Genomic DNA, 22,022 nt, shown 5'->3' with positions numbered 1-22,022 from the left:
TGACAGCGGGGTGTCCCGGACGACGGGACAGCCCGCTGTCAGGGAAACCCAAGTCGAGCACGGAAGCATCAGGCGCGCATTCGCCCAGATGCGGTCGGCCTGCCATGGCCCGGCAAGGGTGGGTGGGCGTAACCGGACGCTACCGACGGTCCTGGTCTGCCAGGCGGGAACGCACCTTCGCGGCGCAGGCGTCCAGGACCGTTTGCGCGTCCAGACCCAGGCTCTCGATGGCCACCAGCGCGGTGAAGGCGACGTCGGCCAGCTCCGCCGCCACGTCATCGCGGGTGTGGGTGACACCCTTGCGCGGATTCTGCCCGAGCAGACCGATCCAGGCGGCCGACGCCTCCCCCGCCTCTTCGGTCAGCTTGAGGATGCGGCAGGTCAGCTCGGTCTGCCCGGTGCCGTTCGCCGCGTCCAGCCAGCTGCGCGACACCCGGGCCGCCTCCCAGATCGACTCGTCCACGGCGACCAGTCAACCCGATCGGCCCACCGACCCCGACGACCGGGTTCGGCCGGACAGTCGTGGTTGAGCCGCCGGTCAGCGTACCCATTGACACTGGTCGACGGCGGTTCTAGGTTCAGGACGCTACCGGCCGGTAGGCAACCGTCCCGCTGGTCGCCCCCGGGCGACATCCGTCCGATGGGGAGCATCGATGCTGTCCACACCCGTTCGCACCCTCCGCCGGCTGCTCGCCGCCACCACGACGCTGACCCTCGCGGTCGGGCTGGTCGGTGCCGCACCGGCCGGCGCCACCGGCCGCGACGCGAGGGGCGGCGAGCCGCTGCCCGGCTACACCATCGAGAATCCGCCGTTGGCGCCCCTGGTCGTCGGCGGCAAACCGACGACGGTACGCCAGGGAGTGCACCGCCACGCCGGGTACCTCATCGAGGTCCCCGCCCGGTGGAACGGCGACCTGGTGATGTGGGCGCACGGCTACCGTGGCCAGGGCACCGTGCTCTCGCCGGAGCCGCCGGGCTTCGGGCTGCGCCAGCGACTCCTGGAGCAGGGGTACGCGTGGGCGTCGTCCTCGTACGACCGCAACGGCTTCGACATCCGCTCCGGTGTGCTGGGCACGAAGGACCTCGCCGACCATTTCGCGCGGACGGTCCGCCGACCGCAGCACACCTACGTCGCCGGGGTGTCGATGGGCGGGTACGTCATCGGTCGTTCGCTGGAGCAGTATCCCGGCTTCTACGACGGCGCGTTGCCGATGTGCGGGGTGCTCGGCGATCAGACGCTTCTCGACTTCTACCTGGACTACAACCTGGTCGCGCAGGCGCTCGCCGGGGTGCCGGCCTATCCCACGCCGGCCGACTACCTGACCAACGCGGTGCCGCGCATCCAGGTGGCGCTCGGCCTGGCCGGGCTGACCCCCACCGGGCCGGACACCACCACCGAGCGGGGCAAGCAGCTGCGGGCGATCACGGTAAACCGCTCCGGCGGGCCGCGTCCGGGAGCCGACGCCGCGTTCGCGGTGTGGAAGGACTTCCTGTTCTCGATCAGCGTGCCCACCAGCAGCGGCAACTCCCCCGCCCAGCAGCCCGGCCAGCTGTCCACCAATCTGCTCACCCGCTACACCCCGAACAGCCCGGTCAACGTCAACGCCACGGTGCGGCGGGTCGCCCCGGAGAACCTGCGGCAGCGGCTCCTGCCGACGTTGACCGAGGTGCCGCGGATCGCCGGCCGACCGACCGCGCCGGTGCTCAGCCTGCACGGTCTGGGGGACCTGTTCGTGCCGTTCAGCATGGAGCAGGCGTACGCCACCGACGTGGCGCGGCACGGTCGCGGCAAGCTGGTGGTTCAGCGGGCGATCCGGGCCACGCAGCACTGCGAGTTCACCCCGGCGGAGGCCGGCACCGCCTGGGACGACCTGGTGTCCTGGGTACGCACCGGCAAGCGCCCAGCCGGCGACACCGTCACCGACCCGGCGGTGGTGGCCCGGCCCGACTACGGCTGCCGGTTCAGCGACCGGGACGCGTACGCCGCCGGGGTCGGCACCCGCCGTCTCTACCCGGCCTGCTGAGGGCACGACGAACGCCGGCCGGCCCCTGAACGGGACCGGCCGGCGCGGGATGTGCGGGTGTCGTCACCAGAGCTGCTGGACGATGTCCGCCGCCTGCTCCTCCCACTGCGCGTACGCGTACGGGAAGGCGGAGACCTGCACGGTCTGCGCGGCGGTGGTCAGCGGCAGGTCCTGCCAGCCGCCGACGTTCTTGAGTGCGGTGAAGAACGCCGTGGCGGCGTACTCCGGGTCGGTGATCTGGTCGGGCGTGCCCCAACCGGACGACGGACGCTGCTGGAACAGGCCCTGCGAGTCGTGGTCGTTGTACGCGCCGAGGTGGCCGAGGTTGTACAGCTTCGACTCCTGCAGCGAGGTGGCGATACCGATCACCGCGCCCCGGTCACCGACGCCGGTCTTCTTGGCGGCGTCGACGATGGCCCGGGCGTTGGCCAGCTGCGCGTCGTCGAGGGGGACCCGCGACTGGGCGCCCTCGATGCCGTGCGGGATGAGCTGCGCACGGCTCGGCTTGCCCTCCGGCGGCTTGCCGGTGGCGGAACCGGTGGTCAGGCCCGACTCGACGGGCTGCTCGTCATTCTGCTGTGCCGAGGTGGCGGCCTTGCCGGTGGCGAGGTCGATGGCGGCGACGGCGCCCTGGTGCGGTCCGGAGGTGACCGGGGCCGCGGCTGCGGTCGGCGCGAGCGCCAGGCCGCCGAGGGCGGCCACACCCGCCACGCTCAGCGCGGTCTTGCGGTACGAGTCCTTAGCGATGGCGGGGAGCCATCGAGTGAAGTCGACCTTCACGATGGTTGCCCTTTCGATCGTGCGAAGCGCTCCGGGGTGAACACTCCTCGGGAGATGACCGCGGAAAGGGGTTTGGGCTCCGGCGGTACGGGGGACACAACCAGGTTCACGTGTCGGTCATTCCGGAAATGACCTCGCGTCGGCCGGCTGCGGTCCCGGTCACGACGCAGAACCGGACAGACGCGGCTCGTCGCCCGTCACACCTGACAATGGTGACGCAGGGTGAATTCAGCGGTCGGAGGCAGAACGCCGTTCACACCCTTTGCTCTGCACCCACACACGCACCAGACACCGTGCGTGACGGCTGTGCGGAACGCCTACGGGGGGCGGAAACGGCTCATCCGCAGCTCAGGTCCGTGGCGCCGATCTGGGTGCAGAGCAAAGGGCGAATTCACCGTGGTGGGGAGGCGGGCGGCTGGCGGTTTGCCGCTACCGTGAGCGACCGACGGACCCGGCACTGTGGGTGAGATTGGCGTGTGGCTCGCCGTAGCGGACGAGGACATGCCAGAGCTGCTTGAGGTGCTGGAGGGTTTCCGCGACCGGACCCCGGTCGGTCCACCGCTCCGGCTCGGTGACCACCGAGACCGCGCCCCGCCCGACCAGCGCCGCGTCCACCGGCTCGCCCGGTCCGGCGAACTCCCGATGCAGCCGCGCCGCCAGCACCGGAATCGCCGGCCCTCGGAATTCGGCGTCGACCCGGTCGACGGCCAGCGCGAAGCCCGGGTGCCACAGCAGCGGGAAACCGTGCCGCTCAGCGATTGATTCCAGCGTCGCCCCGGTCAGGGTGCCGGCGAAGGCCTTGTCCACCACCAGTTCCTCGACATCGCGCGCGAGGTCGAGGGTGCCGTGGATCTGGGCCTCCACGTAGTCGTCGAGCGCGCGACCGACAGTTTCCCGCGTGGTCGGAACGTCCCGCACCGTCCGAACGAAGGTGCCGACGTCCGTTCCGGTGCGTCCCAGACACTCACCGGTGGCGGCGACACCGACCAGGAGCCCGGCGAGGACCGCCTCGAAGGCGTCGGCGGTCCCCACCACCCGCGGACCGAGGTGGCTGTCACCGAGACAGAAGGTCGCCCGGGTCAGCACCGCCGGACGCAGCCGCAGGTGACAGGAACCGAATCGGGGACAGGCGCCGTCCGCGTGACCGAGCAGGTTCATTCCGCCGTACGTGGGGCGGTCGGCCGCCGTGACCCCGGTTCGCTGGTACGCGCCGTCGAACATCCGTTGTTCCCAACAGTCCCGGTCTCCGCCCGGATAGGCGGTGAGCCCGCCGTTGGAGATTCCGGTGACGAACTGGCTGCGGTACACCCCGTCCTCGGCCAGGGCGGCGGCGACGGTCCGCCCGTCGACGCACAACCGGTCGGGGTGGAAGTTGACGGTCAGGCGACCACACTGGACCACTGCGGCGAGCAGCTCTTCCGGCCGGTCGTGGAGGCCGGCGGCGGTGAGTTCCCGGGCGATGATGTCCAGGGCGGCGCGCCGCTCGGCCACGGCCAGGGACCGGACGTGGGCCAGGGCCGCCGTCTGCGCCGGGGTGAGAGCGGCAGCCCGGGAACTGCCGGACTCAGTTGTCGCTGTCACGTCCGGGCTCCGCATGCCGCGTCCCCTCCCGCACGTCCGGCGCGAGCAACTCCTGGAAGACGGTGATGTGCAGGCCGGCGGGCGCGTCGAGGCGGGAGTTGAGCGACTGCCACGGTGTACGCGTCGGCGGCGCGACCTCGCTCGCCCCGGCGGCGACCAGCCGGGCCGTAGTCGCCTCGGCGTCGTCCACCTCGAAGGCCACCCGCAGGCGGGGGGCGACCTGCCGCCCCACCTCGACCTCGTCGATCATGCGTTTCTGGGCCGGGTTGGCGATCTCCAGGGTGGCCCGGCCCGCATCCAGGATCACCACCCGGGCGTCTCCGTCGCCGACGAACGCCGCCTCCTCGGGCAGGCCGAGCGCGTCACGGAAGAACGCGACGGCAGCGTCGTAGTCGTCGGCCTCCACCACGAGGCGGAGCTGACGGACGGCGGGGGTGGGGTGCTCGGCGGCCATGCGCGATCCTAACGCCGTAGGCTCGCACCGTCGGCAAGGGAGCGTCATGGCTGGGACAGCTCAGGACGAGACGTACCCTCTGCGCCCGGTCGGCCGGGTCGCCTCGCCGCTGACCGACGCGGCGAGCGCGCCACGACAGGGCGACGAGGGCGCACCAGCGGCGTGGCTGGTCTTCGACCCGCACGTCGAGCGGGCCCTGCGTGACCTGCGGGTCGGCGCGGAGCTGCTGGTGCTGACCTGGTTGGACCGGGCCCGGCGCGACGTGCTGGCGGTGCACCCACGCGGCGACGAGACCCGGCCGGAGACCGGGGTGTTCAGCACCCGCTCCCCGCACCGGCCCAACCCGATCGGGCTGCACCGGGTGCGGGTCCTGGCCGTGGACGGGCTGCGCGTCGAGGTGGCCGACCTGGAGGCCCTCGACGGCACACCGATCCTGGACGTCAAACCGGTGCTGGGCGCGGCCGACGAACGCTGAGCCGTCGGCCGGGCGCCAGCAGGCCGGTGCGCTGGGCTCAGTGGCCGCGGGCCAGCCACTCCTGCAGGTGCGGCGCCTCCGCGCCGATCGTCGTGTCGTCGCCGTGGCCGGTGTGCACGACCGTCTCCGGCGGGAGGGTCAACAGGCGGGTGCGGATCGACCGGACGATGGTGTCGAAGTCGCTGTACGAGCGGCCCGTCGCGCCCGGACCACCGGCGAAGAGCGTGTCGCCCGTGAACACCGCGCCCAGCTCCGGCGCGTGGAAGCTGCACGCGCCCGGGCTGTGCCCGGGGGTGTGCAGCACCCGCAGCGTGGTGCCACCCACCTCGATGCTCTGCCCGTCGTGCAGCTCGCCGTTGGGCGGCAGGTGCGGGTGGACCATGTCCCAGAGGACCCGGTCGGCGGCGTGCAGCAGCACCGGCGCGCCGGTGGCCTCGGCCAGCTCGGGCGCCACCCGGACGTGATCGTCGTGGGCGTGGGTGGCCAGGATCGCCTTGACCTGGCGGTCACCCACCAGGGCGAGGATCGCCGCCACGTCGTGCGGCGCGTCCAGGACGACGCACTCGCGGTCGTCACCGATCACCCACACGTTGTTGTCCACGTCGAAGGTCTGGCCGTCGAGGGAGAACGTGCCCGAGGTGACCGCGTGCTCGACCCGGGCGGTCATCAGAACACCACCACCGAGCGGAGCACGTCGCCGTGGTGCATCCGCTCGAACGCGGTCTCCACCTGGTCGAGTGCGATCTCCTCGGTGACGAACGCGTCGAGGTCGAGTCGGCCCTGCAGGTACAGCTCGGTGAGCATCGGGAAGTCCCGGCTGGGCAGACAGTCGCCGTACCAACTGGACTTGAGGGCACCGCCGCGCCCGAAGACGTCCAGCAGCGGGAGCTCGATCTGCATCTGCGGGGTCGGTACGCCGACCAGCACCACGGTGCCGGCCAGGTCGCGGGCGTAGAACGCCTGCTTCCACGTCTCCGGTCGACCCACCGCGTCGATCACCACGTCGGCGCCGAAGCCACCGGTGGCGGCACGGATCGCCTCGACCGGGTCGGTCTCGGACGCGTTCACGGTGTGCGTGGCGCCGAACCGGCGGGCCCAGTCGAGCTTGCGGCTGTCGGTGTCCACGGCGACGATCGTGGTGGCGCCGGCGAGGGCTGCCCCGGCCACCGCCGCGTCCCCGACGCCGCCGCAGCCGATCACCGCGACCGAGTCGCCCCGGGTGACGTTTCCGGTGTTCATCGCCGCGCCCAGCCCGGCCATCACCCCGCAGCCGAGCAGGCCCACCGCGGCGGGTCGGGCGGCCGGGTCCACCTTGGTGCACTGCCCGGCATGTACCAGGGTCTTCTCGGCGAACGCCCCGATGCCCAGCGCCGGGGCGAGTTCGGTGCCGTCGGTGAGGGTCATCCGCTGGGTGGCGTTGTGGGTGTTGAAGCAGTACCAGGGCCGGCCCCGGCGGCAGGCCCGGCAGACCCCGCAGACCGCCCGCCAGTTGAGCACCACGAAGTCGCCCGGGGCGACGTCGGTGACGCCCTCGCCGACCTGCTCCACGATGCCCGCCGCCTCGTGACCGAGCAGGAAGGGGTAGTCGTCGTTGATGCCACCCTCGCGGTAGTGCAGGTCGGTATGGCACACGCCGCACGACTGGATCCGGACGATCGCCTCACCCGGCCCCGGATCGGGCACAACGATGGTGGTGACCTCGACCGGAGCGCCCTTGCTGCGGGAGATGACTCCCCGGACTTCCTGGCTCACTTCGCCTCCTGCTGGTGGTCTGCGGCAGGGCCGGGTGCCGGGGTGGGCGGGTGTGCCACGGGCTCGGCGCTGGGCCCCCGGCGAACCTACCGCGACCACCACAGCCTGCCCAGCCGCCCCGGCGGGTTATCGCGGGCGCTGCGGGGTACGCGGGCCGCATTCGACCACTGCCAACGGGGGTAACAATGAAATTCGCCCACCTGCCGCTGCGGCTCACCATCGGCGCGTACGTCCTCAACTCGGGTCTGGGCAAGCGCAACCTGGAGGGCGCCGCGGCGGAGGGCATGCACGGGATGGCGGTCGCCGCCATGCCTCAGCTCGGCCAGCTGGAGCCGGCGCGCTTCGCCAAGCTGCTGTCGTACTCGGAGATCGCCCTGGGGGCCGCGCTGATCGCGCCGTTCGTCCCGGCGCCCCTGGTCGGGCTCGGCCTGACGGCGTTCGGCGCGGGCCTGGTGCAGCTGTACCTGAAGACGCCGGGGATGCGGGAAGCCGGCAGCGTCCGGCCGACCCAGGCGGGTTCGGGGCTCGCCAAGGACATCTGGCTGGTCGGCGCGGGGCTGACCCTGGTGCTGGAGGGGCTGACTCACGGCCGTCGGCGCGGCTGAGGCCACCTGAGGGACCGCGGTGACTCACCCTCGGTCGGTGCGGCCGTTCTACCGGCCGATGCGGCCACACCGCCGCGACGAGCCGCACCGGGCCGCCACCCCGCTGGAACTGTTCTTCGACCTCTGCTTCGTGGTGGCCGTGGCGCAGGCCGCCACCAGCCTGCACCACTTCCTGGCCGAGGGTCACCTCGCCCACGCGGTCACCGGCTACGTGATGGTGTTCTTCGCGATCTGGTGGTCGTGGGTGAACTTCACCTGGTTCGCCTCGGCCTACGACACCGACGACGACGTCTACCGGATCACCACCCTGGTGCAGATCCTCGGGGCGTTGATCCTGGCGGCCGGGGTGCCCCGCGCCTTCGCCGACAACGATTTCACCGTCATCACCTACGGGTACGTGGTGATGCGGCTGGCCGCCGTCGTGCACTGGAGCCGAGCGGCGGCCGGCGACCCCGCGCACCGTGCGGCGGCGCGCCGCTACGCGGTCGGGGTGACGGTGGTGCAGCTCGGCTGGCTGCTGCGCCTGTTGCTGCCACCCGAGTGGGGGCTCGCGTCGTTCGTGCTGCTGGGGCTGGCCGACGTGCTGGTGCCGGCGGTGGCCGAACGCCCCGGCATGACCCCGTGGCACCCGGCCCACATCACCGAACGGTACGGGCTGTTCACGCTGATCGTGCTCGGTGAGGCGGTGGCGGCCGTCTCGTTGGCGATCCAGGACGGGCTCGACGCCGGGGAGCACGACCTCTGGTTCCTCGCCGCCTCCGGCGCGGTCATCGTGTTCGCGCTGTGGTGGCTCTACTTCGATCGGCGCAGCGAGGCGCCCGACCGGCTGCCGTACTCCCTGGTCTGGGGTTATGGCCACTATCTGATCTTCGCGGCGATCGCCGGGGTCGGCGCCGGCCTGGGCGTGGCGGTGGACTACGAACGGCACCTGGCGCACATCTCGGAGCGGACCGTCGGGTACGCGGTGGCCGTCCCGGTCGCCGTCTTCCTGCTCACCGTCTGGGTGCTGCACGTACGCCGCAAGCAGCACGGCGTGACGGCCGTCGCCTTCCCGGTCGTCGCGCTGCTGGCACTGTTCACGCCGCTGGGCCCGGCCCCGGTGTACGTGCTCGCGGCGCTGCTGGTCGCCCTCGTGACGATCACCGTGCTGTTCCGCGGCCGCGACGTGGGGCGGACCGCGGCCGTGGCCGACCAGGCCTGACCGCGGTCACCCCACCTGGCGGTCAGCCCTCCGACGCCCGGGTGAAGGTCATGATCCAGTTGGTCTCCCAGGTCTGCTCGCCGTCGACCGAGAACGCCTGCTCCCAGCGGGCGGTGGTCGCGCTGATGTCGGACCAGACGAACCGGCACCGCACCGGGCGTCCCTCGTGCTGGTCGTCGGCGTAGAAGCGGCCGACCCCGTCGACGAAGCGGCCCACCATCGGTGGCTGCCCCAGCACCCCGGTGTCGCTGCTCATCCAGTAGATCGACCACTCCTGCCGGGCCGGGTCGAAGATCCGGACCGTGGCGCCGGCGGAGCCACGGGTCGGAAAGGTGATCTCGTCGAAGTGACCGCCGCCGGCGAAGAAGCCGTGCGCCACCGACACCCCCGGGAACTCCTCCCACTCGTCGGAGCCGACCAGCCGCTCGCGCAGCCGCCGGTTGACGACGTTCCAGGTGCCCACAAAGAAGTCGAAGTCGCCCATCAGCGGCCCACCGGCCCTTCCGCTCGCGTGTCGTGCAGGTATCCGGCCAGGTGGGGAGCCTGCGGGGCAAGCATGTGCCGCACCCAGGCCGCCCGCTCGTGCTCCAGCACCGCCAGCTCCCAGACGCAGCCGACGGCGGGTCGACGGACCTCGACGAAGTGGGTCGGGTCGTCGTCCGGGCAGTCCAGCGCCGGCTGCCCGGCCGCCGCGACGCGGACCTCCACCGCGTTGTCCCAGACCCAGGTGTACGCCAGCAGGTACGCGCCGGTGTCCGCGCCCCGGTGCAGCACCACCCACCCGGCGGCCGGGGTGCCGTCGTCGACGACGTCGGCCAGCAACGCCGGCAGCAGGTCGTACGCGGCCTTCTCCACCTCCGGTTCGAGCGGCCGTTCCGGCTGGTCGATGTGGTAGCGCTTGAGGTGCCGACCGTCCACCGTGATCGGTCCCGGTGTTCTCAGATCCTTGTCGCGAAATGCCATGCCGGGACGGTACGAGCGGTCCCCTGACAACTAGTGTCAGTGAAGTGCGGGCCAGTCGACTCCTCTCCGTCCTGTTGCTGCTGCAGTCACACGGGCGGTTGACCGCCGGGCAGCTCGCCGAGCGGTTGGCCGTCTCCCCCCGCACCATCTACCGGGACGTCGAGTCGTTGCACGCCGCCGGCATCCCGCTCTACGGCGAGGCCGGGCACGCCGGCGGCTACCAGCTCGTCGACGGCTGGCGGACCCGGCTCACCGGGCTGACCGCCGAGGAGGCCGACCGGCTGTTCCTCGCCGGCCTGCCCGGCCCGGCCGACGAGCTGGGCTACGGCGACGTGGTGGCGGCGCTGCAACTCAAGCTGCACGCCGCGCTCCCCGCGCCGCTGCGCGACCGGGCGACCCGACTGCGGCAACGCTTCCACCTGGACACCCCCGGGTGGTACGCCGACGGCGACGCCTCCCCCGAGCTGGCCCGCACGGCCGAGGCGGTCTGGCGACAGCACCGCATCGAGGTGCGCTACCGCGGCTGGAACGGCGAGGTGACCCGGGTCCTGGAGCCGTACGGCCTGGTCCTCAAGGGCGGCCGGTGGTATGTGGTGGCCGACCAGCCCGGCCGGGGCGCGCCGGCCACCTACCGGGTCAACCAGATCCTCACGCTCACCCCGCTCGGGCAGGAGTTCGACCGACCCGAGGACTTCGACCTGCCGGCCTGGTGGCGGGCGCACGTGGTGCGGTTCCGGGAACGGCTGCACCGCGACGATGCCACCGTCCGACTCTCCCCGGCCGGGCGGGAGCGGCTGCGCGAGATCGGCAGCGACCCGGTGGTGACCGCGATGGACACCAGCGCCGGGCCACCCGACGCGCGGGGTTGGGTGACCGCTGTGCTGCCGATCGAGTCGCTCACCCACGCCCACGGTGAGCTGCTGCGCCTCGGCGCCGAGGTCGAGGTGCTCACCCCGGTGGCGCTGCGCGAACGGCTGGCCGCCACCGCGGCCGGGCTCGCCGCGCTGTACTCCCCCACCTGAACAGGCCCGGCCGCTCCACAGTGGAAGGGTCGGGGGCGTCGGTTGTCGGCACGGTGTGCCACCCTGGGACGGTCATCAACGGTCACCGGAGGTGAGGGTCACGTTACGGCTACGCGCACTGGTCGCCGTCCCCGGCACCGGGCCGGTGACCCTCGACGTTCCCGCCGGCACGCTCGCCGCCCTGGTCGCGCCACCCCGGTACGGCACGGCGGTCGCCCGGGTGCTGGCCGGGCTCGCCCCACCGGTGACCGGCCGCATCCTCGTCGGCGACCGGGACGTCACCGCCCTGCCGCCGCCCCGCCGGCAGATCGGCTACGTGCCCGCCGGTGGCGCGTTGCTGCCGCAGCTGACCGTGCGCCGCAACATCGAGTACGGCCAACGCAAACGCGAACGGGTGCACGAGGTGGCCGACGACTGGACGGCCACCGTTGTCGACCGGCTCGAGTTGGCGCTCTCCCTCACCCTGCTGCCGCACCAGATCTCCGCCGCCCAGCGGTTCCGGGTGGCGCTCGCCCGAGCGGCGGCCTGCCTGCCCGAGGTGCTCGTGATCGACCTGCCGGCCGGCTCGGCGGGCGACAGCCGCCTCGGTGACCTGATGCCCCGTCTCTCACCATCGAACGCTCCCGGGGTGGCGGTGCTGGTCTGCACCGCCGACCCGGCCACCCTGGCCGAGATTCCGGTGCGCCACGAGCTGGTCACCGAGCCGAGCGAGGTGCCCCGATGAGGCCGGCGATCCGGGCGAGTCGTCGTACGCTGCTGCGCGCCGCCGCCGTGGGCGCCACCGCGCTGGCCGCCGGCTGCTCGGGCGGGAGCCGGTCGGTGCAGGTGGCGGTGGTCTGGAGCACCAGCGAACTGGACCGGTTCCGTGAGGTCGTCGCCGGCTACCCCGCGCCGGTGCAGGTGGTCAGCGCCGGCAACGACATCGACGCGTTCCTGCGCGCCCGGCACCTCGCCGGCACCAGCCCGGACGTGGCGATCCTGCCGCGTCCCGGCCTGGTCACCGAGTACGCCCAACGCGGGTGGCTGAGCCCGGTGCGCCCGTCCACCGGGTACGCCGTACCCGCCGGGCTCAGTGAGCTGCTGACCGCCGAGGGTCAGCGCTACGGGGTCTGGGTCAAGGCGGCACACAAGTCGCTGGTCTGGCACCTGCCCTCGATGCTGCCGGTGCCGCCGGCCAACTGGGACGAGCTGGTCCGGCGTACCCGGGAGCTCGGCGCGCTCGCCCGGCGCGACGGCGGGCCGGCGCCGTTGGCCATCGGCGCCGCGGACGGCTGGGTGCTCACCGACTGGTTCGAGAACGTCCTGGCCGACGTGGCACCCGAGAGCTACAACGCCCTCGCCCGGGCGGACGCCGACTGGCAGGGCAGCGCGGTGCGCGAGGCACTGGACCGGCTCGCCGGGCTCTGGAGCATCGACGGGGCGTTCGTCGGCGGCGGCCGTCGCGCCCTGCTCACCCAGTACGAGGAGTCGGTGATCCAGGTGGTGCACACCCGGCGGGCGGTGATGCTCGTCGGGGCCGACTTCACCGCCGACGTCGCCGACCCGTTCCAGCGCGGCCCGCAGGCGCCGGTGACGTTCCGGTTCCCGGGCGCCTCATCGGGCGGTGGTCCACTGATCGTCGGCGGGGACGCGGCGGTGGCGTTCGCCGACGCCCGGGGCGGTGTCGAGCTGGTCGAGTGGCTCACCCGGGCCGACTCGTTCCAGCCGTGGCTGCGCTCCGGCGGCTACCTCTCGCCCAACACCAACGTCACGATCGACAGCTACCGCGACCGGGTCGCCCAGCGCCTCGCCGAGGAGATGCGGACGCCCGGCACGCTGCGGTTCGACCTCTCCGACCAGTTGCCCGGCCCGTTCACCGGCTCCGACGGGGTCGGCATCTGGCGGATCATGCAGGGGTTCTTCGCCGACGTCACCGACGGGGTCCGGGCCGGTGAGGCGATCCGCCGGGCCACCGGCCTGCTCGCCGCGGCGGCCCGCAACGCGGGGGGCGGCCGATGAGTGAGGTGCGCGTCCTCGGCGAACTGGCGGTCCTCGACGACGTCGGGCCGGCCCGGCGGGGTCGGGCCTATCCGGCGGCGGGAGCGACGTCGGCCCTGCTGCTGCCGGCCGCGGTGCTGCTCGGTGGGCTGGTGCTGTGGCCGGTGCTGCGGACCATGCACGCCAGCGTCACCACCGACGGCCGCTGGGTCGGCGCGGCGCACTTCCGGACCGCCCTCGCCGCCCCGGGCACCGGCGCGGTGGTCGGCCGGACGGTCCTCTGGGCCCTGCTGGTGCCGGCGGTGGTGACGGCGTTGGGCTACCTGCTGGCCGCCGCGTCCCGCCGCTCCCAGGAGGGCGGCCTGGTGCGGTTGATCCTGCTGGTGCCGGTGGCGTTGCCGCTGGTCGTCACCGGGGTCACCTTCCGGCTGATGTACGACCCGGACCCGAGCCGAGGGCTGGCCACACTGGTCGCGACCCGACTGACCGGCCGCTCGGTGGAGGACGCGCCGCAGCTGCTCGGCCCGGGGATGGTGACCGTCGCGTTGATGTCGGCGTTCGTCTGGGCCTGGGTCGGGTTGGCGGTGCTGGTCTTCCGGTCCGCCCTGGACGCGGTGCCGCCGAGTCTCGCCGACGCGGTCCGCGCGTACGGCGGCGGGCGTCGCCACGTGCTGTGGGACGCGCAGTGGCGGCCCTTGCTGCTGCGGACGACAGCTGTGGTGTTCGCGTTGGTGGCGGTGGGCACCAGCCGCACGTTCGACCTCATCCTGGTGATGACCCCCGGTTCGGTCCGCGACGAGGCGTCGGTGCTGGCTTTGCGGATCTGGCAGACGTCCGGCGGCACCACCACCGGCGACGGCGCGGCGCTCGGTGTGGTGTGGCTGGTGGCGGTCATCGGCGGGATCATGGTGGCCGCGCTCTTCGTCCGGCAGGCGTGGCCCCCGCCGCGCGTCGAGGCGGCACCGGAACCCGCTCCGGTCGCCCCGCCCCGGCGGGTGTTCCGGCTGCTCGCGGCGGGTGCCGCGGTCGCCTGGCTGGTGCCGCTGGCGGTGCTGGTCGCCACCTCGGCGCACGGCAGGGTGGACGCCGCCGCGCGCGGCTGGTGGTCCGCGCCGCCGAACGCCGAGTCCTACCACGACCTGGTCACCGGCACGGAGCTGTGGCGCACGCTGGGCTTCACCCTGGTGCTGGCCACCGCGGTGACCGCCACGGTGCTGGTGGTCGCGCTGCTGGCCGCGTACCCGTTGGCGTGGTTGACCGGGCCGGCCGCGCAGGCCACCGGGTTGCTGCTGCTGGCCGCGAGCGTCGTGCCGATCCAGGTCATCGCCGGGCCGGTCAACGAGGTGCTGGGCCTGGTGCTCTCCTCCGGCACGGCTCAGGGCCTGGCCCTGGTGCACATCGCGCTGGGTGTGCCGTTCGCGGTGCTGGTGCTGCGCAACGCGTTCGCCGACCTGCCGGTCGAGCAGGTCCGCGACGCCCGGCTGGGTGGGCGCCGGTGGTGGCACACCCTGCGCCGGTTGGCCCGGCACAACCTGTCGGCGGTGGTGGCGGTCTCCGTGCTGGAGTTCGTCCAGGTCTGGAACGACCTGGTGGTGGGTCGGCTGTTCAGCGCGTCGGGAGCGTCGCCGCTCGGGCCGTTCCTGGCCGAGCAGACCCGCAGCTTCGTGAGCAACAGTGGCGCGCTGGCGGCCAGTTCGGTGCTCGCCTCGGTGCTGCCGGTGGTGCTCGTGGTCCTCTCCCGGCGGCACCTGGTCGCCGGGCTGGTCTCCGGGGGCGTGCGGTGACCGGGCCGGGTGGCGCGCGCGGTGGTTCGCGCTGGCCCGCGCTGATCGCGATCGGCGGCGTGGTCGGCAGCATCCTCGCCAACGTGGCCGGCAACCTGGCCGGCAATCTCCTCTCCGAGTTGGTGGCCAGCGTGCTCGGGCCGGTGACCATCGTGCTGGCCACCGGCGGTGTGCTGGGTTACGTGGTGTACGAGGTGCGCCGCCGCCGGGCCGGTCACGAGGTCGGCCCCGAACCGACCGAGGTGCTCACCACACCGGCCACCGGGGCGCCCACCCTGCCCTACACGGCCGAGTTCACCGGTCGCCGCGAGCACGTCGACGCGCTTGTCGCGCTGCTCGCCCGGGAGCACGCCGTGGCGGTGCTGGGACGACGCGCGGCGGGCACCTCCGCGTGCGCGGTGCAGGCGGCGAACCAGTGCCGGGAGGACTTCCCGGACGGGCAGTACTACCTCGACCTGCGGCGGCGTGGCCGACCCCGCTCGGCCCGGCAGGTCCTCACCGCGCTGGCCCGGATCCTGGGCACCGCCCCGCCGACCTCCGGCCGGCCGGACGCGCTCGCCGCCGCCGCCGACGCGCTGCGCGGTCAGCTCGACGGTCGCAAGATCCTGCTGGTGCTGGACAACGTCGACCGTCCCGACCAGGTCCGGCCGCTGTTGCCGCCCACCGCGCGCACCTGCCGCCTGCTCCTCGCTGGCGGTCCGGCGCTGGTCGGTCTGGAGGGCGTGGTCGCGCACTGGATCGCCGAGCCGGGCACGTCCGAGGCGGTGGAGCTGTTCGCGACGGCGGGCGGGGCCGCGCCCGCCGCCCGGATCCGGCGCGCCGACCCGCGCACCGACCCGGCGGTCCGCGAGATCGTCGACCTGTGCGGGCGGCAGCCGCGCACCGTGCGCGCCCTCGGTTACCGCACGGCCCAACACGGCTGGCGGCACTCCGACGTGCTGGAGGCGCTGCGCCGCGCGGTGCAGACGCCACCGCACCAACGGCTCGCCGTGTCGCCGGCGGCCCGTCTGGTCACCGAACGGGACATCGCGTACCAGGCGTTGCCCCGTCAGGCCCGACGGTTGTACCGGCTGATGTCGCTGGTGCCCGCCCCGGTGGACCGGCCCACCATCGCCGCGCTGGCCGGGCGGCATCCCGAGCTGGTGACCGCGCTGCTCGACCGGTTGGCCGCCGCCGCGTTCGTGGTCGGCGCGCCGGGCGACCGGTACGAGATCCGCCCCCTGCTGGCCGGCAGTGCCCGTCTGCACCTGCGCGACGCGGATCCGGCCCGGGCCCGGGTCGCCGCGCAGGCCCGGCTGACCCGGCACCTGGCCCGCCGGGCCGAACGGCACGCGGCCAACCTGGCGGTGCTCGGCTCCCCACCGGACCGGGAGTGGTCGCTGCCGCTCGATGACGACCCGTACGGCTGGTTCGACCTGCACCAGGAGCTGCTGCTGGCGGTGGTGCGGGTGCCGGCCGGCGCGAAGGAGACCCTGCCCCGCCGGGTCCGCCGGTGGTGGTTCCGGCTGGCCGTGGCGCTGTGCGGGTGGCTGGCGTACGCCGAGCGGCTCGACGAGTGGGAGCAGGTCTGCCGTACCGTGCTGGCCACCCCGACCGCCGACGACCGCCCGGAGATCGCCGGGTGGGCGCACAACGAGCTGGGGGTGCTGCGTCGACGCCGGGGCGACCCGCAGGGGGCCGCCGCCGCGCTCACCCTCGCGGTCAACGAGCGGGGCCGGCGGGGCAACGCCCAGGCGCGGATGAACCTCGGCCTGGCCCTGCTCGACCTGGGGCAGCTCGACGACGCGGTGGAGCACCTGGAGATGTCCCGCCGGCACCGCTCCGGCGCGGACCGGGCCGGGCACGCCCTCACCGACCTGGGCCTGGGCGCGGCCCACCTCGCCCGGGGAGAACCGGACACCGCCCACCACCACCTGGTGCGGGCGGCCAACACGTTCCGGTCGGTGGGCGACGCGCGCGGGTACGCTGCGGCGCTGACCAACCTGGTGCTGGTGCACGCTGCCCTCGGCGAGCACCTGGACGCCGCCCAGGCGTGGCGGGCCGCGCTGCGCGAGTACGAGTCGGTCAACGACCCGACCAGCCGGGCGACGGCGCTGCTCAACGCCGGGGCGACGCTGTTGAGCAGCACCCCGGGGCAGGCGCGGACGGCGTACGAGCTGTTGGCCGAGAGCCGCCGGCTGCGCGAGGAGACCCGAGCGAGCGCCGGGCTGGCGCGTACCCTGCTCTACCTGGGTGACGCCTGCGCCGCGCTGGGCGACCGGACCGACGCGCGGCGGCACTGGGCGGACGCGGCGGCGGTGGCCGAGGAGGTCGCCGACGTGCAGGGGTTGGCCGCCGCCGACGCCCGACTCGAGGAGGACGCCGAGCGCCGCGTGACGTAGGTCGCTCGGGTTGGTCGGTGGCACCGCTCTGCGAGACTCTGTGATCGTGGACGCGCTCTCGGTACGGGGACTCAGCCGCAATTTCGGCGACCTGGTGGTGCTCGACGAGGTGAGCTTCACGCTCCCGGCGGGCCGGATCGCGGTGGTGCTGGGCCCCAACGGCAGCGGGAAGACCACCCTGCTGCGCTGTGTCGTCGGCGCCGACCGGCCGGACGCGGGTGAGGTGCTGGTGCAGGGCCGCCGGGCCGACGAGACCGACCCTCAGGTGCGGGCGCTGGTGGCGGCGGCCCTGGACGACATCGACTTCTTCCCCGACCTGTCGGTGGTCGAGCACCTGGAGCTGGTCGCGTACGCCCACGGGGGTGACGCCGAACCGGTCGGGGAAGTCCTCGCCGAGCTGGGTCTGGAGGCGGCCCGCGACCAGTTGCCGGTGACGCTGTCCAGCGGGCAGCGCCGCCGGTTGGCGCTGGCGTCCTGCTTCGTCCGCCCACGCCGGGTGCTGATCCTGGACGAGCCCGAGCAGCGGTTGGACGTCCGCGGGCGGCAGTGGCTCGCCGACCGCCTGCTGCGGGAACGGGCGGCGGGCGTGGCCGTGCTGCTGGCCTCGCACGACCCGGAGCTGATCGACGCGGTGGTCGACGAGCGCATCGAGATCGGCAAGTGACCGCCGCACCGGCCACCGTCGCCGACGCGCCGGCCGGAGTGCCCACCGCCCGGCAGGTGCGGACGCGCCTGCGCCGGGCCCGCAGTCGACACCACGACCATTCCCTCGGCGACGTGCTCGGTGACGCGTACGTCATTGTCCTGTTCGTGGGCATGTACGGCTGGTTCGCGGTCAGCGCCAGCCGCAACCTGCTGGACTCCCCCACCGTGGGGCAGGCCGAGCCGGGGGTGCGGTGGTGGCTGGCGGTCGCCGCGCTGCTGGCCGGCGCGGGGCTCGCCTGGCGGGGCCTGCGGGCGCTGGGGCCGCTGCTGGTCACCCCGGCCACGCAGAGCTGGGCGACCAGCGCGCCCATCGACCGGCGGGCCTGGCTGGCGCCGCGCTTCGTGCTGCTGCTGGTGGGCGCGGCGACCGGCACCGCAGCGCTCGCCGTGGCCGTGGCGGCGCTGGCCGGGGTCGGCGAACCGGCCGCGCTGGGCTGGGCGGCGGCGGCCGGCGCGGGGTGGGGCGTGGCCGCGTTGGCGCTCAGCGTCGTCGCCCAGAGCAGCCGGTCGGGGCGACGCTGGCCGACGGTGGCCGGGGCGGTGCCGATGGCGGCGGCGGCCGTGATCACCACGGTGGTGGTGCTCGTGGGTCGCCTCGGCGACGGGCTGCCCCGGCCGGCGACGACGCCGACCGTCGCGCTGGTCGCCGTCGCGGTGCCCCTCGCGGTCGTGGGCACGGTCCTCGCGGTACGCGCGCTCCCCCGGGTCGACCGGGCCTCGCTGACCACCGGCGCGCAGTTCGCCAACGCCGCCGCCACGGCCACGATCCTGCTGGACCCGAGCCTGCTCGCCGGCCTGGTGGAGAGCCGCCGCTGGCGCCGGATCGGCCGGGTGCGCAGCCGCCGGTTCCTTCCGGGCCCCGGCTGGTGGGCGCTGCTGCAGGCCGACGTACGCCGGCTGCGCCGCCACCCGAGCGCCGTGCTGATCTGGGCGGCGCTGCTCGGGGTGCAGTACGCGGCGGCGCTCGCCCTGCCCGGGTTGGCGGGGGCCGCGCAGGTGGTGTTCGCCTACCTCGCCGCCGACCGGCTGACCGGCGGTCTGCGGGCGGTCAGCCGCTCACCCGGGCTGCGCCGGGCGCTCGGCGGCAGCGACAACCTGCTGCGCGGGATCCACGTGGTGGTGCCGGCCGTCGGCGCGGGCCTGTGGTGGTTGCTGACCCTGCCGACCGTCGACCCGGGGCCGCCCTGGCTGGCGCCCACGCTGGCGCTCGGGGTGGTGGCTGCCGCGTTCCGCGCCGGCACCCGCCCGCCGATCAACTACGGCGGCGCGACGGTGAACACGCCGTTCGGGATGATCCCGGTCGACCTGCTGCGGCAGGGCTCACGGGGGCCGGCGCTGCTCGCCGTGCTGGTGCTCGTCCAGCTGTTCCTGGGCTGACCGGTCAGTTGCCCGGTCGGCCCCAGGCCCGATCACGGCACCACCCGCTGTCGTTTTCATCCAAGACAACGCCGCAGTCGCGATCTAGCGTGGACCCGGCAGCCCGCTCGAGCAGGAGGAGACACCACAATGCGCGACCTGGTCTACACCGGTTTCATGTCGCTCGACGGCGTGGTGGACTCGCCCGGCGGCGGGCCGGGCGAGGAGCACCGCAGCGGCGGTTGGGTGTTCAAGGACCTCGAGTTCGTCCCGGAGGCCTGGTCGCTGAAGGGCGAGGAGCTCGCTGACACGACAGCGCTGATGTTCGGCCGTCGCAGCTACGAGGCGTTCGCGCCGGTCTGGCCCGGCTCGGAGGACCACGCCAGCTACAAGGAGCTGCCCAAGTACGTGGTGTCGAGCAAGCTGTCCGGCGACGCGCTCGTCGACGGGTGGGGGCCGACGACGATTCTGCGCTCGACAGGGGACGTCGCCGCCCTCAAGCAGGGCGATGGCGGCGCGATTTTCATCCACGGGAGCGCGGAGCTGGCCCGGCGGCTGTCCGATGAGGGTCTGATCGACCAGTACAACCTGCTCGTCTTCCCGGTGCTGCTCGGTGCTGGTAAGAGCCTGTTCGGCCGGGCCGACCGAGAAAAGAACATGCTGACGCTGCGGGAGTCGGAGAGCTATTCGAACGGGATCCTCAAGTTGATCTACGACGTCAAGCGCTGACCCAGGTCGAGGGCTATGGCGCCGACGCTGCCCTCGCGCAACTGCCGGACGGTGCGTCCGACGTAGGAGCGCAGCGCCCGGGCCAGATGCGGCTCGTCGAAGTAGTCGAGCTTGGCGACCACGTCGGCGACCGGGTCGCCGCCAGCCAGCAGCTCTGCCGCCCCGCGGGCCCGCTCGATCTGCCGGACCGCGCCGCGCGTCAGTCCCGTCGCGGCGCGGAACCGGCGTTCGACGGTGCGCTCCGAGACGGCCGGGCGGTGACCCCGCAGTAGCTCGGCGACGAGCGGGTCACCGACCACGGTCCCGGCCCGGACGAGCCCGGCGACCAGGGCTTCGGCGTCGTCGGGGCCGGGCGTCTCCCAGCGCGTGCCGTCCAGCCGAAACGTCCGGTGCGTGGTGTCGGGGAGCTCGATGCCGCCGTCGACCAGCGCCGTCGTGGGCACGGCCCGCAGCGAGGTGCCCACGACGAAGTCGATGCCGGTGAAGGTCGCGCCCTCCGGCACCGACGCTGTGCCGGTGCGGGTCTCGGGACCGGTGATGCCGGCGTACGACCGGCCAGCCTGTTGCCAGAACACCAGGCCCCACCGCACCCCCGCGACGGAGGTCATCGCGGTGACCTGCTCGCTCGTGCAGGTCCACACGGTGTCGACCCAGGGCGAGTCGGACCCGCGCGTCTCGAACCGCAGTCCCACGGGCGAAGGGTACGCGGCGAGCACGGTGGACGGGTGGTCCTAGCCGGAGCCGAGCGCGGCGGCGAGGGCGGCGACGCCGTCGTCGATCTCGGTGGGCGTACGGGCCGCGTAGCCGAGCACCAGGCCCGGCCGGTAGGGCCGCTGGCAGTGCCAGGACAGGGGTTGCACCTTCACCCCCCGGGCCAGCGTCGCCGCCGCCAACTCGGTGTCGACCACCGCGTCGTCCAGCGTGATCATCAGGTGCAGACCGGCGGCGGCGCCGTGCACCGTCGCGGACGGCAGTGCGCGGGCCAGCGCGGCGATCATGGCGTCCCGTCGGCGGATGTGTCGGCGGCGCAGCAGCCGCAGGTGTCGTTCGAAGGCACCGGAGGTCATCAACTCCGCCAGCACCAGTTGCGGCAGCACGGCGTTGCCCAGGTCGGCGTTGCGCTTGGCGGCCACCACCGCGTCGCGCAGTCGCGGGGGCACGAGCAGCCAGCCGACCCGCAGGGCGGGGGCGAGCAGTTTGGAGACACTGCCGGCGTAGCAGACCTGCTCGGACAGCAGGCCGCGCAGCGCCGGCACCGGGGGGCGGTCGTAGCGGTGCTCGGCGTCGTAGTCGTCCTCGATGATCAGGCCGCCGGCCCGCGCCCAGGCGACGAGGTGGCGGCGGCGGTCACCGTCGAGCACCACGCCGGTCGGGAACTGGTGCGCGGGGGTGAGCATCACCGCCGGTGCGCCGCTGGCGGCCAGGTCGTCGACCCGCAGGCCGGCGTCGTCGACGGTGATCGGCGGAGTGGCCATCCGCCAGTTGTTCAGGTGCTGGCGCACTCCGAGCGAGCCCGGGTCCTCGACCGCGATCCGGTCGACGCCGGCCGCGGTGAGCGCCTGGGCGAGCAGCCCGAGCGCCTGCGAGACGCCGGCCACGATGATCACCTCGGCGGGGTCGACGCTGATGCCACGGTTGCGGGCCAGCCAGGCGGCGACGGCCTGCCGGAGCGCGGGCGTGCCGCAGGGGTCGCCGTAGCCGAGGTCGGCCGCGGCGAGGCGGCGCAGCACTGTCCGTTCGGCGCGTAGCCAGTCCGTGCGGGGAAAAGCGGCCAGGTCGGGTACGCCGGGCGTCAGGTCGATCGTCGCGGGCGCCGCGCGTACCGCGTCGAAGATGTCGGTGCCCGGTGCCGGTGGGAAGGTCGCGACCGGTGCCGGCGCGGCGGCCGGGGCGGGGGTGGGCGCGGCCGGCGCGGCGACGACCACGGTGCCGGCGCGGCCCCGACCGGCGACGTGCCCCTCCTCGGTCAGCCGCTGGTACGCCTCGGTGACCACGCCCCGGGAGACGCCGAGGTCGGCGGCGAGCACCCGGGTCGGGGGCAGTCGGTCACCGACCGGCACCCGACCGTCGGCGATGGCCTGGCGCAGCCGGTCGGTCAGCCAGTCGGCGCGCCCGCCCGGCGCCGCGTCGGCGATGGTCAGGTGCAGGAAGTCGGACCCGGCCGATATGGACCTCTCGGACGCCGTCGGTTTGGCTCTGCCCATCGGACCATTGTGGCAGCAGAGTGAGCAGG

Annotated in this window: 22 protein-coding genes; 12 read left to right on the top strand and 10 right to left on the bottom strand. The window is 73.8% G+C overall.

What is annotated here, in order from left to right:
* Positions 1-139: 139 nt before the first annotated feature.
* Positions 140-463 carry a MazG-like family protein gene (locus IF22_RS0115455; protein ID WP_030332544.1) on the bottom strand — a complete coding sequence of 108 codons (324 nt, stop codon included), beginning with the start codon at positions 461-463 and terminating at the stop codon, positions 140-142.
* Positions 464-653: 190 nt separating this feature from the next.
* Here IF22_RS0115455 and IF22_RS0115450 point away from each other — a divergent pair, with 190 nt between their 5' ends.
* Complete coding sequence (locus IF22_RS0115450; protein ID WP_030332542.1) at positions 654-2,024, top strand: alpha/beta hydrolase family protein; 1,371 nt, start codon at positions 654-656, stop codon at positions 2,022-2,024.
* 63 nt (positions 2,025-2,087) lie between these two features.
* Here IF22_RS0115450 and IF22_RS0115445 read toward each other — a convergent pair whose 3' ends face one another.
* From IF22_RS0115445 to IF22_RS0115435, 3 genes are all read right to left on the bottom strand, one after another.
* A complete protein-coding gene (locus IF22_RS0115445) occupies positions 2,088-2,804 on the bottom strand; it encodes a hypothetical protein (protein WP_030332540.1) in 717 nt (238 codons plus the stop codon).
* 429 nt (positions 2,805-3,233) lie between these two features.
* Positions 3,234-4,385 (bottom strand): DUF3626 domain-containing protein, encoded by a 1,152-nt coding sequence (locus IF22_RS0115440; RefSeq protein WP_245233641.1) that lies wholly within the window; start codon positions 4,383-4,385, stop codon positions 3,234-3,236.
* The gene (locus IF22_RS0115435; RefSeq protein ID WP_030332538.1) at positions 4,369-4,839 is read right to left on the bottom strand and encodes a VOC family protein; all 471 of its coding nucleotides are present in this window, start codon (positions 4,837-4,839) and stop codon (positions 4,369-4,371) included. The genes IF22_RS0115440 and IF22_RS0115435 overlap by 17 nt, the downstream gene beginning before the upstream one ends.
* A 46-nt stretch (positions 4,840-4,885) precedes the next feature.
* Between IF22_RS0115435 and tsaA the strand changes: the two genes are divergently transcribed.
* The gene (gene tsaA, locus IF22_RS0115430; protein ID WP_030332537.1) at positions 4,886-5,314 is read left to right on the top strand and encodes a tRNA (N6-threonylcarbamoyladenosine(37)-N6)-methyltransferase TrmO; all 429 of its coding nucleotides are present in this window, start codon (positions 4,886-4,888) and stop codon (positions 5,312-5,314) included.
* 37 nt (positions 5,315-5,351) lie between these two features.
* Here tsaA and IF22_RS0115425 read toward each other — a convergent pair whose 3' ends face one another.
* Together IF22_RS0115425 and IF22_RS0115420 are read right to left on the bottom strand one after the other, a co-directional pair.
* A complete protein-coding gene (locus tag IF22_RS0115425) occupies positions 5,352-5,981 on the bottom strand; it encodes an MBL fold metallo-hydrolase (protein WP_030332536.1) in 630 nt (209 codons plus the stop codon).
* Positions 5,981-7,066, bottom strand: a complete 1,086-nt coding sequence (locus tag IF22_RS0115420; protein ID WP_030332535.1) for an S-(hydroxymethyl)mycothiol dehydrogenase — start codon at positions 7,064-7,066, stop codon at positions 5,981-5,983. The genes IF22_RS0115425 and IF22_RS0115420 overlap by 1 nt, the downstream gene beginning before the upstream one ends.
* A 185-nt stretch (positions 7,067-7,251) precedes the next feature.
* On the opposite strand from IF22_RS0115420, the gene IF22_RS0115415 reads away from it, so the two are divergent.
* Together IF22_RS0115415 and IF22_RS0115410 are read left to right on the top strand one after the other, a co-directional pair.
* A complete protein-coding gene (locus tag IF22_RS0115415; protein WP_030332534.1) occupies positions 7,252-7,671 on the top strand; it encodes a hypothetical protein in 420 nt (139 codons plus the stop codon).
* Between the two features lie 37 nt (positions 7,672-7,708).
* Positions 7,709-8,872: a low temperature requirement protein A gene (locus IF22_RS0115410; protein WP_245233640.1), complete on the top strand. Its 1,164-nt coding sequence runs from the start codon at positions 7,709-7,711 to the stop codon at positions 8,870-8,872.
* Between the two features lie 22 nt (positions 8,873-8,894).
* Here the strand turns inward: IF22_RS0115410 and IF22_RS0115405 are convergent, their stop codons facing one another.
* Both IF22_RS0115405 and IF22_RS36175 read right to left on the bottom strand, forming a co-directional pair.
* On the bottom strand, positions 8,895-9,356 hold the full coding sequence (locus IF22_RS0115405; RefSeq protein WP_030332532.1) for a hypothetical protein: 462 nt from the start codon (positions 9,354-9,356) through the stop codon (positions 8,895-8,897).
* Positions 9,356-9,835 carry a hypothetical protein gene (locus tag IF22_RS36175; RefSeq protein ID WP_030332531.1) on the bottom strand — a complete coding sequence of 160 codons (480 nt, stop codon included), beginning with the start codon at positions 9,833-9,835 and terminating at the stop codon, positions 9,356-9,358. The genes IF22_RS0115405 and IF22_RS36175 overlap by 1 nt, the downstream gene beginning before the upstream one ends.
* A 44-nt stretch (positions 9,836-9,879) precedes the next feature.
* On the opposite strand from IF22_RS36175, the gene IF22_RS0115395 reads away from it, so the two are divergent.
* The 8 genes from IF22_RS0115395 (at position 9,880) to IF22_RS0115360 (ending at position 19,789) form a co-directional block, all read left to right on the top strand.
* Positions 9,880-10,857 carry a helix-turn-helix transcriptional regulator gene (locus tag IF22_RS0115395; protein ID WP_030332529.1) on the top strand — a complete coding sequence of 326 codons (978 nt, stop codon included), beginning with the start codon at positions 9,880-9,882 and terminating at the stop codon, positions 10,855-10,857.
* Between the two features lie 91 nt (positions 10,858-10,948).
* Positions 10,949-11,581, top strand: coding sequence for an ATP-binding cassette domain-containing protein (locus tag IF22_RS0115390; protein WP_051708509.1), 633 nt, complete (start codon positions 10,949-10,951; stop codon positions 11,579-11,581).
* Entirely contained in the window at positions 11,578-12,855 is a 1,278-nt protein-coding gene (locus tag IF22_RS0115385) for an extracellular solute-binding protein (protein ID WP_030332526.1), read from the top strand. The genes IF22_RS0115390 and IF22_RS0115385 overlap by 4 nt, the downstream gene beginning before the upstream one ends.
* A complete protein-coding gene (locus tag IF22_RS0115380; protein ID WP_081883839.1) occupies positions 12,852-14,618 on the top strand; it encodes an ABC transporter permease in 1,767 nt (588 codons plus the stop codon). The genes IF22_RS0115385 and IF22_RS0115380 overlap by 4 nt, the downstream gene beginning before the upstream one ends.
* Positions 14,615-16,999 carry a tetratricopeptide repeat protein gene (locus IF22_RS0115375; protein WP_030332522.1) on the top strand — a complete coding sequence of 795 codons (2,385 nt, stop codon included), beginning with the start codon at positions 14,615-14,617 and terminating at the stop codon, positions 16,997-16,999. Before IF22_RS0115380 ends, IF22_RS0115375 begins: the two co-directional genes overlap by 4 nt.
* 46 nt (positions 17,000-17,045) lie before the next feature.
* Complete coding sequence (locus tag IF22_RS0115370) at positions 17,046-17,663, top strand: ABC transporter ATP-binding protein (protein WP_245233639.1); 618 nt, start codon at positions 17,046-17,048, stop codon at positions 17,661-17,663.
* A complete protein-coding gene (locus tag IF22_RS0115365; protein WP_030332518.1) occupies positions 17,660-19,081 on the top strand; it encodes a DUF6297 family protein in 1,422 nt (473 codons plus the stop codon). Before IF22_RS0115370 ends, IF22_RS0115365 begins: the two co-directional genes overlap by 4 nt.
* Positions 19,082-19,210: 129 nt before the next feature.
* The gene (locus IF22_RS0115360) at positions 19,211-19,789 is read left to right on the top strand and encodes a dihydrofolate reductase family protein (protein ID WP_030332516.1); all 579 of its coding nucleotides are present in this window, start codon (positions 19,211-19,213) and stop codon (positions 19,787-19,789) included.
* Here the strand turns inward: IF22_RS0115360 and IF22_RS0115355 are convergent.
* Both IF22_RS0115355 and pdxR read right to left on the bottom strand, forming a co-directional pair.
* Entirely contained in the window at positions 19,771-20,481 is a 711-nt protein-coding gene (locus IF22_RS0115355) for a helix-turn-helix domain-containing protein (RefSeq protein ID WP_030332514.1), read from the bottom strand. The genes IF22_RS0115360 and IF22_RS0115355 overlap by 19 nt on opposite strands.
* 39 nt (positions 20,482-20,520) lie before the next feature.
* Positions 20,521-21,993 (bottom strand): MocR-like pyridoxine biosynthesis transcription factor PdxR, encoded by a 1,473-nt coding sequence (gene pdxR, locus IF22_RS0115350; protein ID WP_051708507.1) that lies wholly within the window; start codon positions 21,991-21,993, stop codon positions 20,521-20,523.
* Positions 21,994-22,022 lie beyond the last annotated feature (29 nt).

It is taken from the genome of Micromonospora parva, from assembly GCF_000718515.1.
In the GTDB taxonomy this organism is placed as follows: domain Bacteria; phylum Actinomycetota; class Actinomycetes; order Mycobacteriales; family Micromonosporaceae; genus Micromonospora; species Micromonospora parva.
The sequence above is the reverse complement of the archived record's forward strand: the minus strand, read 5'-3'. Positions and strand labels throughout refer to the sequence as shown.

What these genes read in the sequence shown, in the direction of transcription:
- IF22_RS0115425 (WP_030332536.1), bottom strand. Translation starts at nt 5,981, where the DNA reads ATGACCGCCCGGGTCGAGCACGCGGTCACCTCGGGCACGTTCTCCCTC.
- pdxR (WP_051708507.1), bottom strand. Translation starts at nt 21,993, where the DNA reads ATGGGCAGAGCCAAACCGACGGCGTCCGAGAGGTCCATATCGGCCGGG.
- IF22_RS0115380 (WP_081883839.1), top strand. Translation starts at nt 12,852, where the DNA reads ATGAGTGAGGTGCGCGTCCTCGGCGAACTGGCGGTCCTCGACGACGTC.
- IF22_RS0115450 (WP_030332542.1), top strand. Translation starts at nt 654, where the DNA reads ATGCTGTCCACACCCGTTCGCACCCTCCGCCGGCTGCTCGCCGCCACC.
- IF22_RS0115405 (WP_030332532.1), bottom strand. Translation starts at nt 9,356, where the DNA reads ATGGGCGACTTCGACTTCTTTGTGGGCACCTGGAACGTCGTCAACCGG.
- tsaA (WP_030332537.1), top strand. Translation starts at nt 4,886, where the DNA reads ATGGCTGGGACAGCTCAGGACGAGACGTACCCTCTGCGCCCGGTCGGC.
- IF22_RS36175 (WP_030332531.1), bottom strand. Translation starts at nt 9,835, where the DNA reads ATGGCATTTCGCGACAAGGATCTGAGAACACCGGGACCGATCACGGTG.
- IF22_RS0115385 (WP_030332526.1), top strand. Translation starts at nt 11,578, where the DNA reads ATGAGGCCGGCGATCCGGGCGAGTCGTCGTACGCTGCTGCGCGCCGCC.
- IF22_RS0115435 (WP_030332538.1), bottom strand. Translation starts at nt 4,839, where the DNA reads ATGGCCGCCGAGCACCCCACCCCCGCCGTCCGTCAGCTCCGCCTCGTG.
- IF22_RS0115360 (WP_030332516.1), top strand. Translation starts at nt 19,211, where the DNA reads ATGCGCGACCTGGTCTACACCGGTTTCATGTCGCTCGACGGCGTGGTG.
- IF22_RS0115415 (WP_030332534.1), top strand. Translation starts at nt 7,252, where the DNA reads ATGAAATTCGCCCACCTGCCGCTGCGGCTCACCATCGGCGCGTACGTC.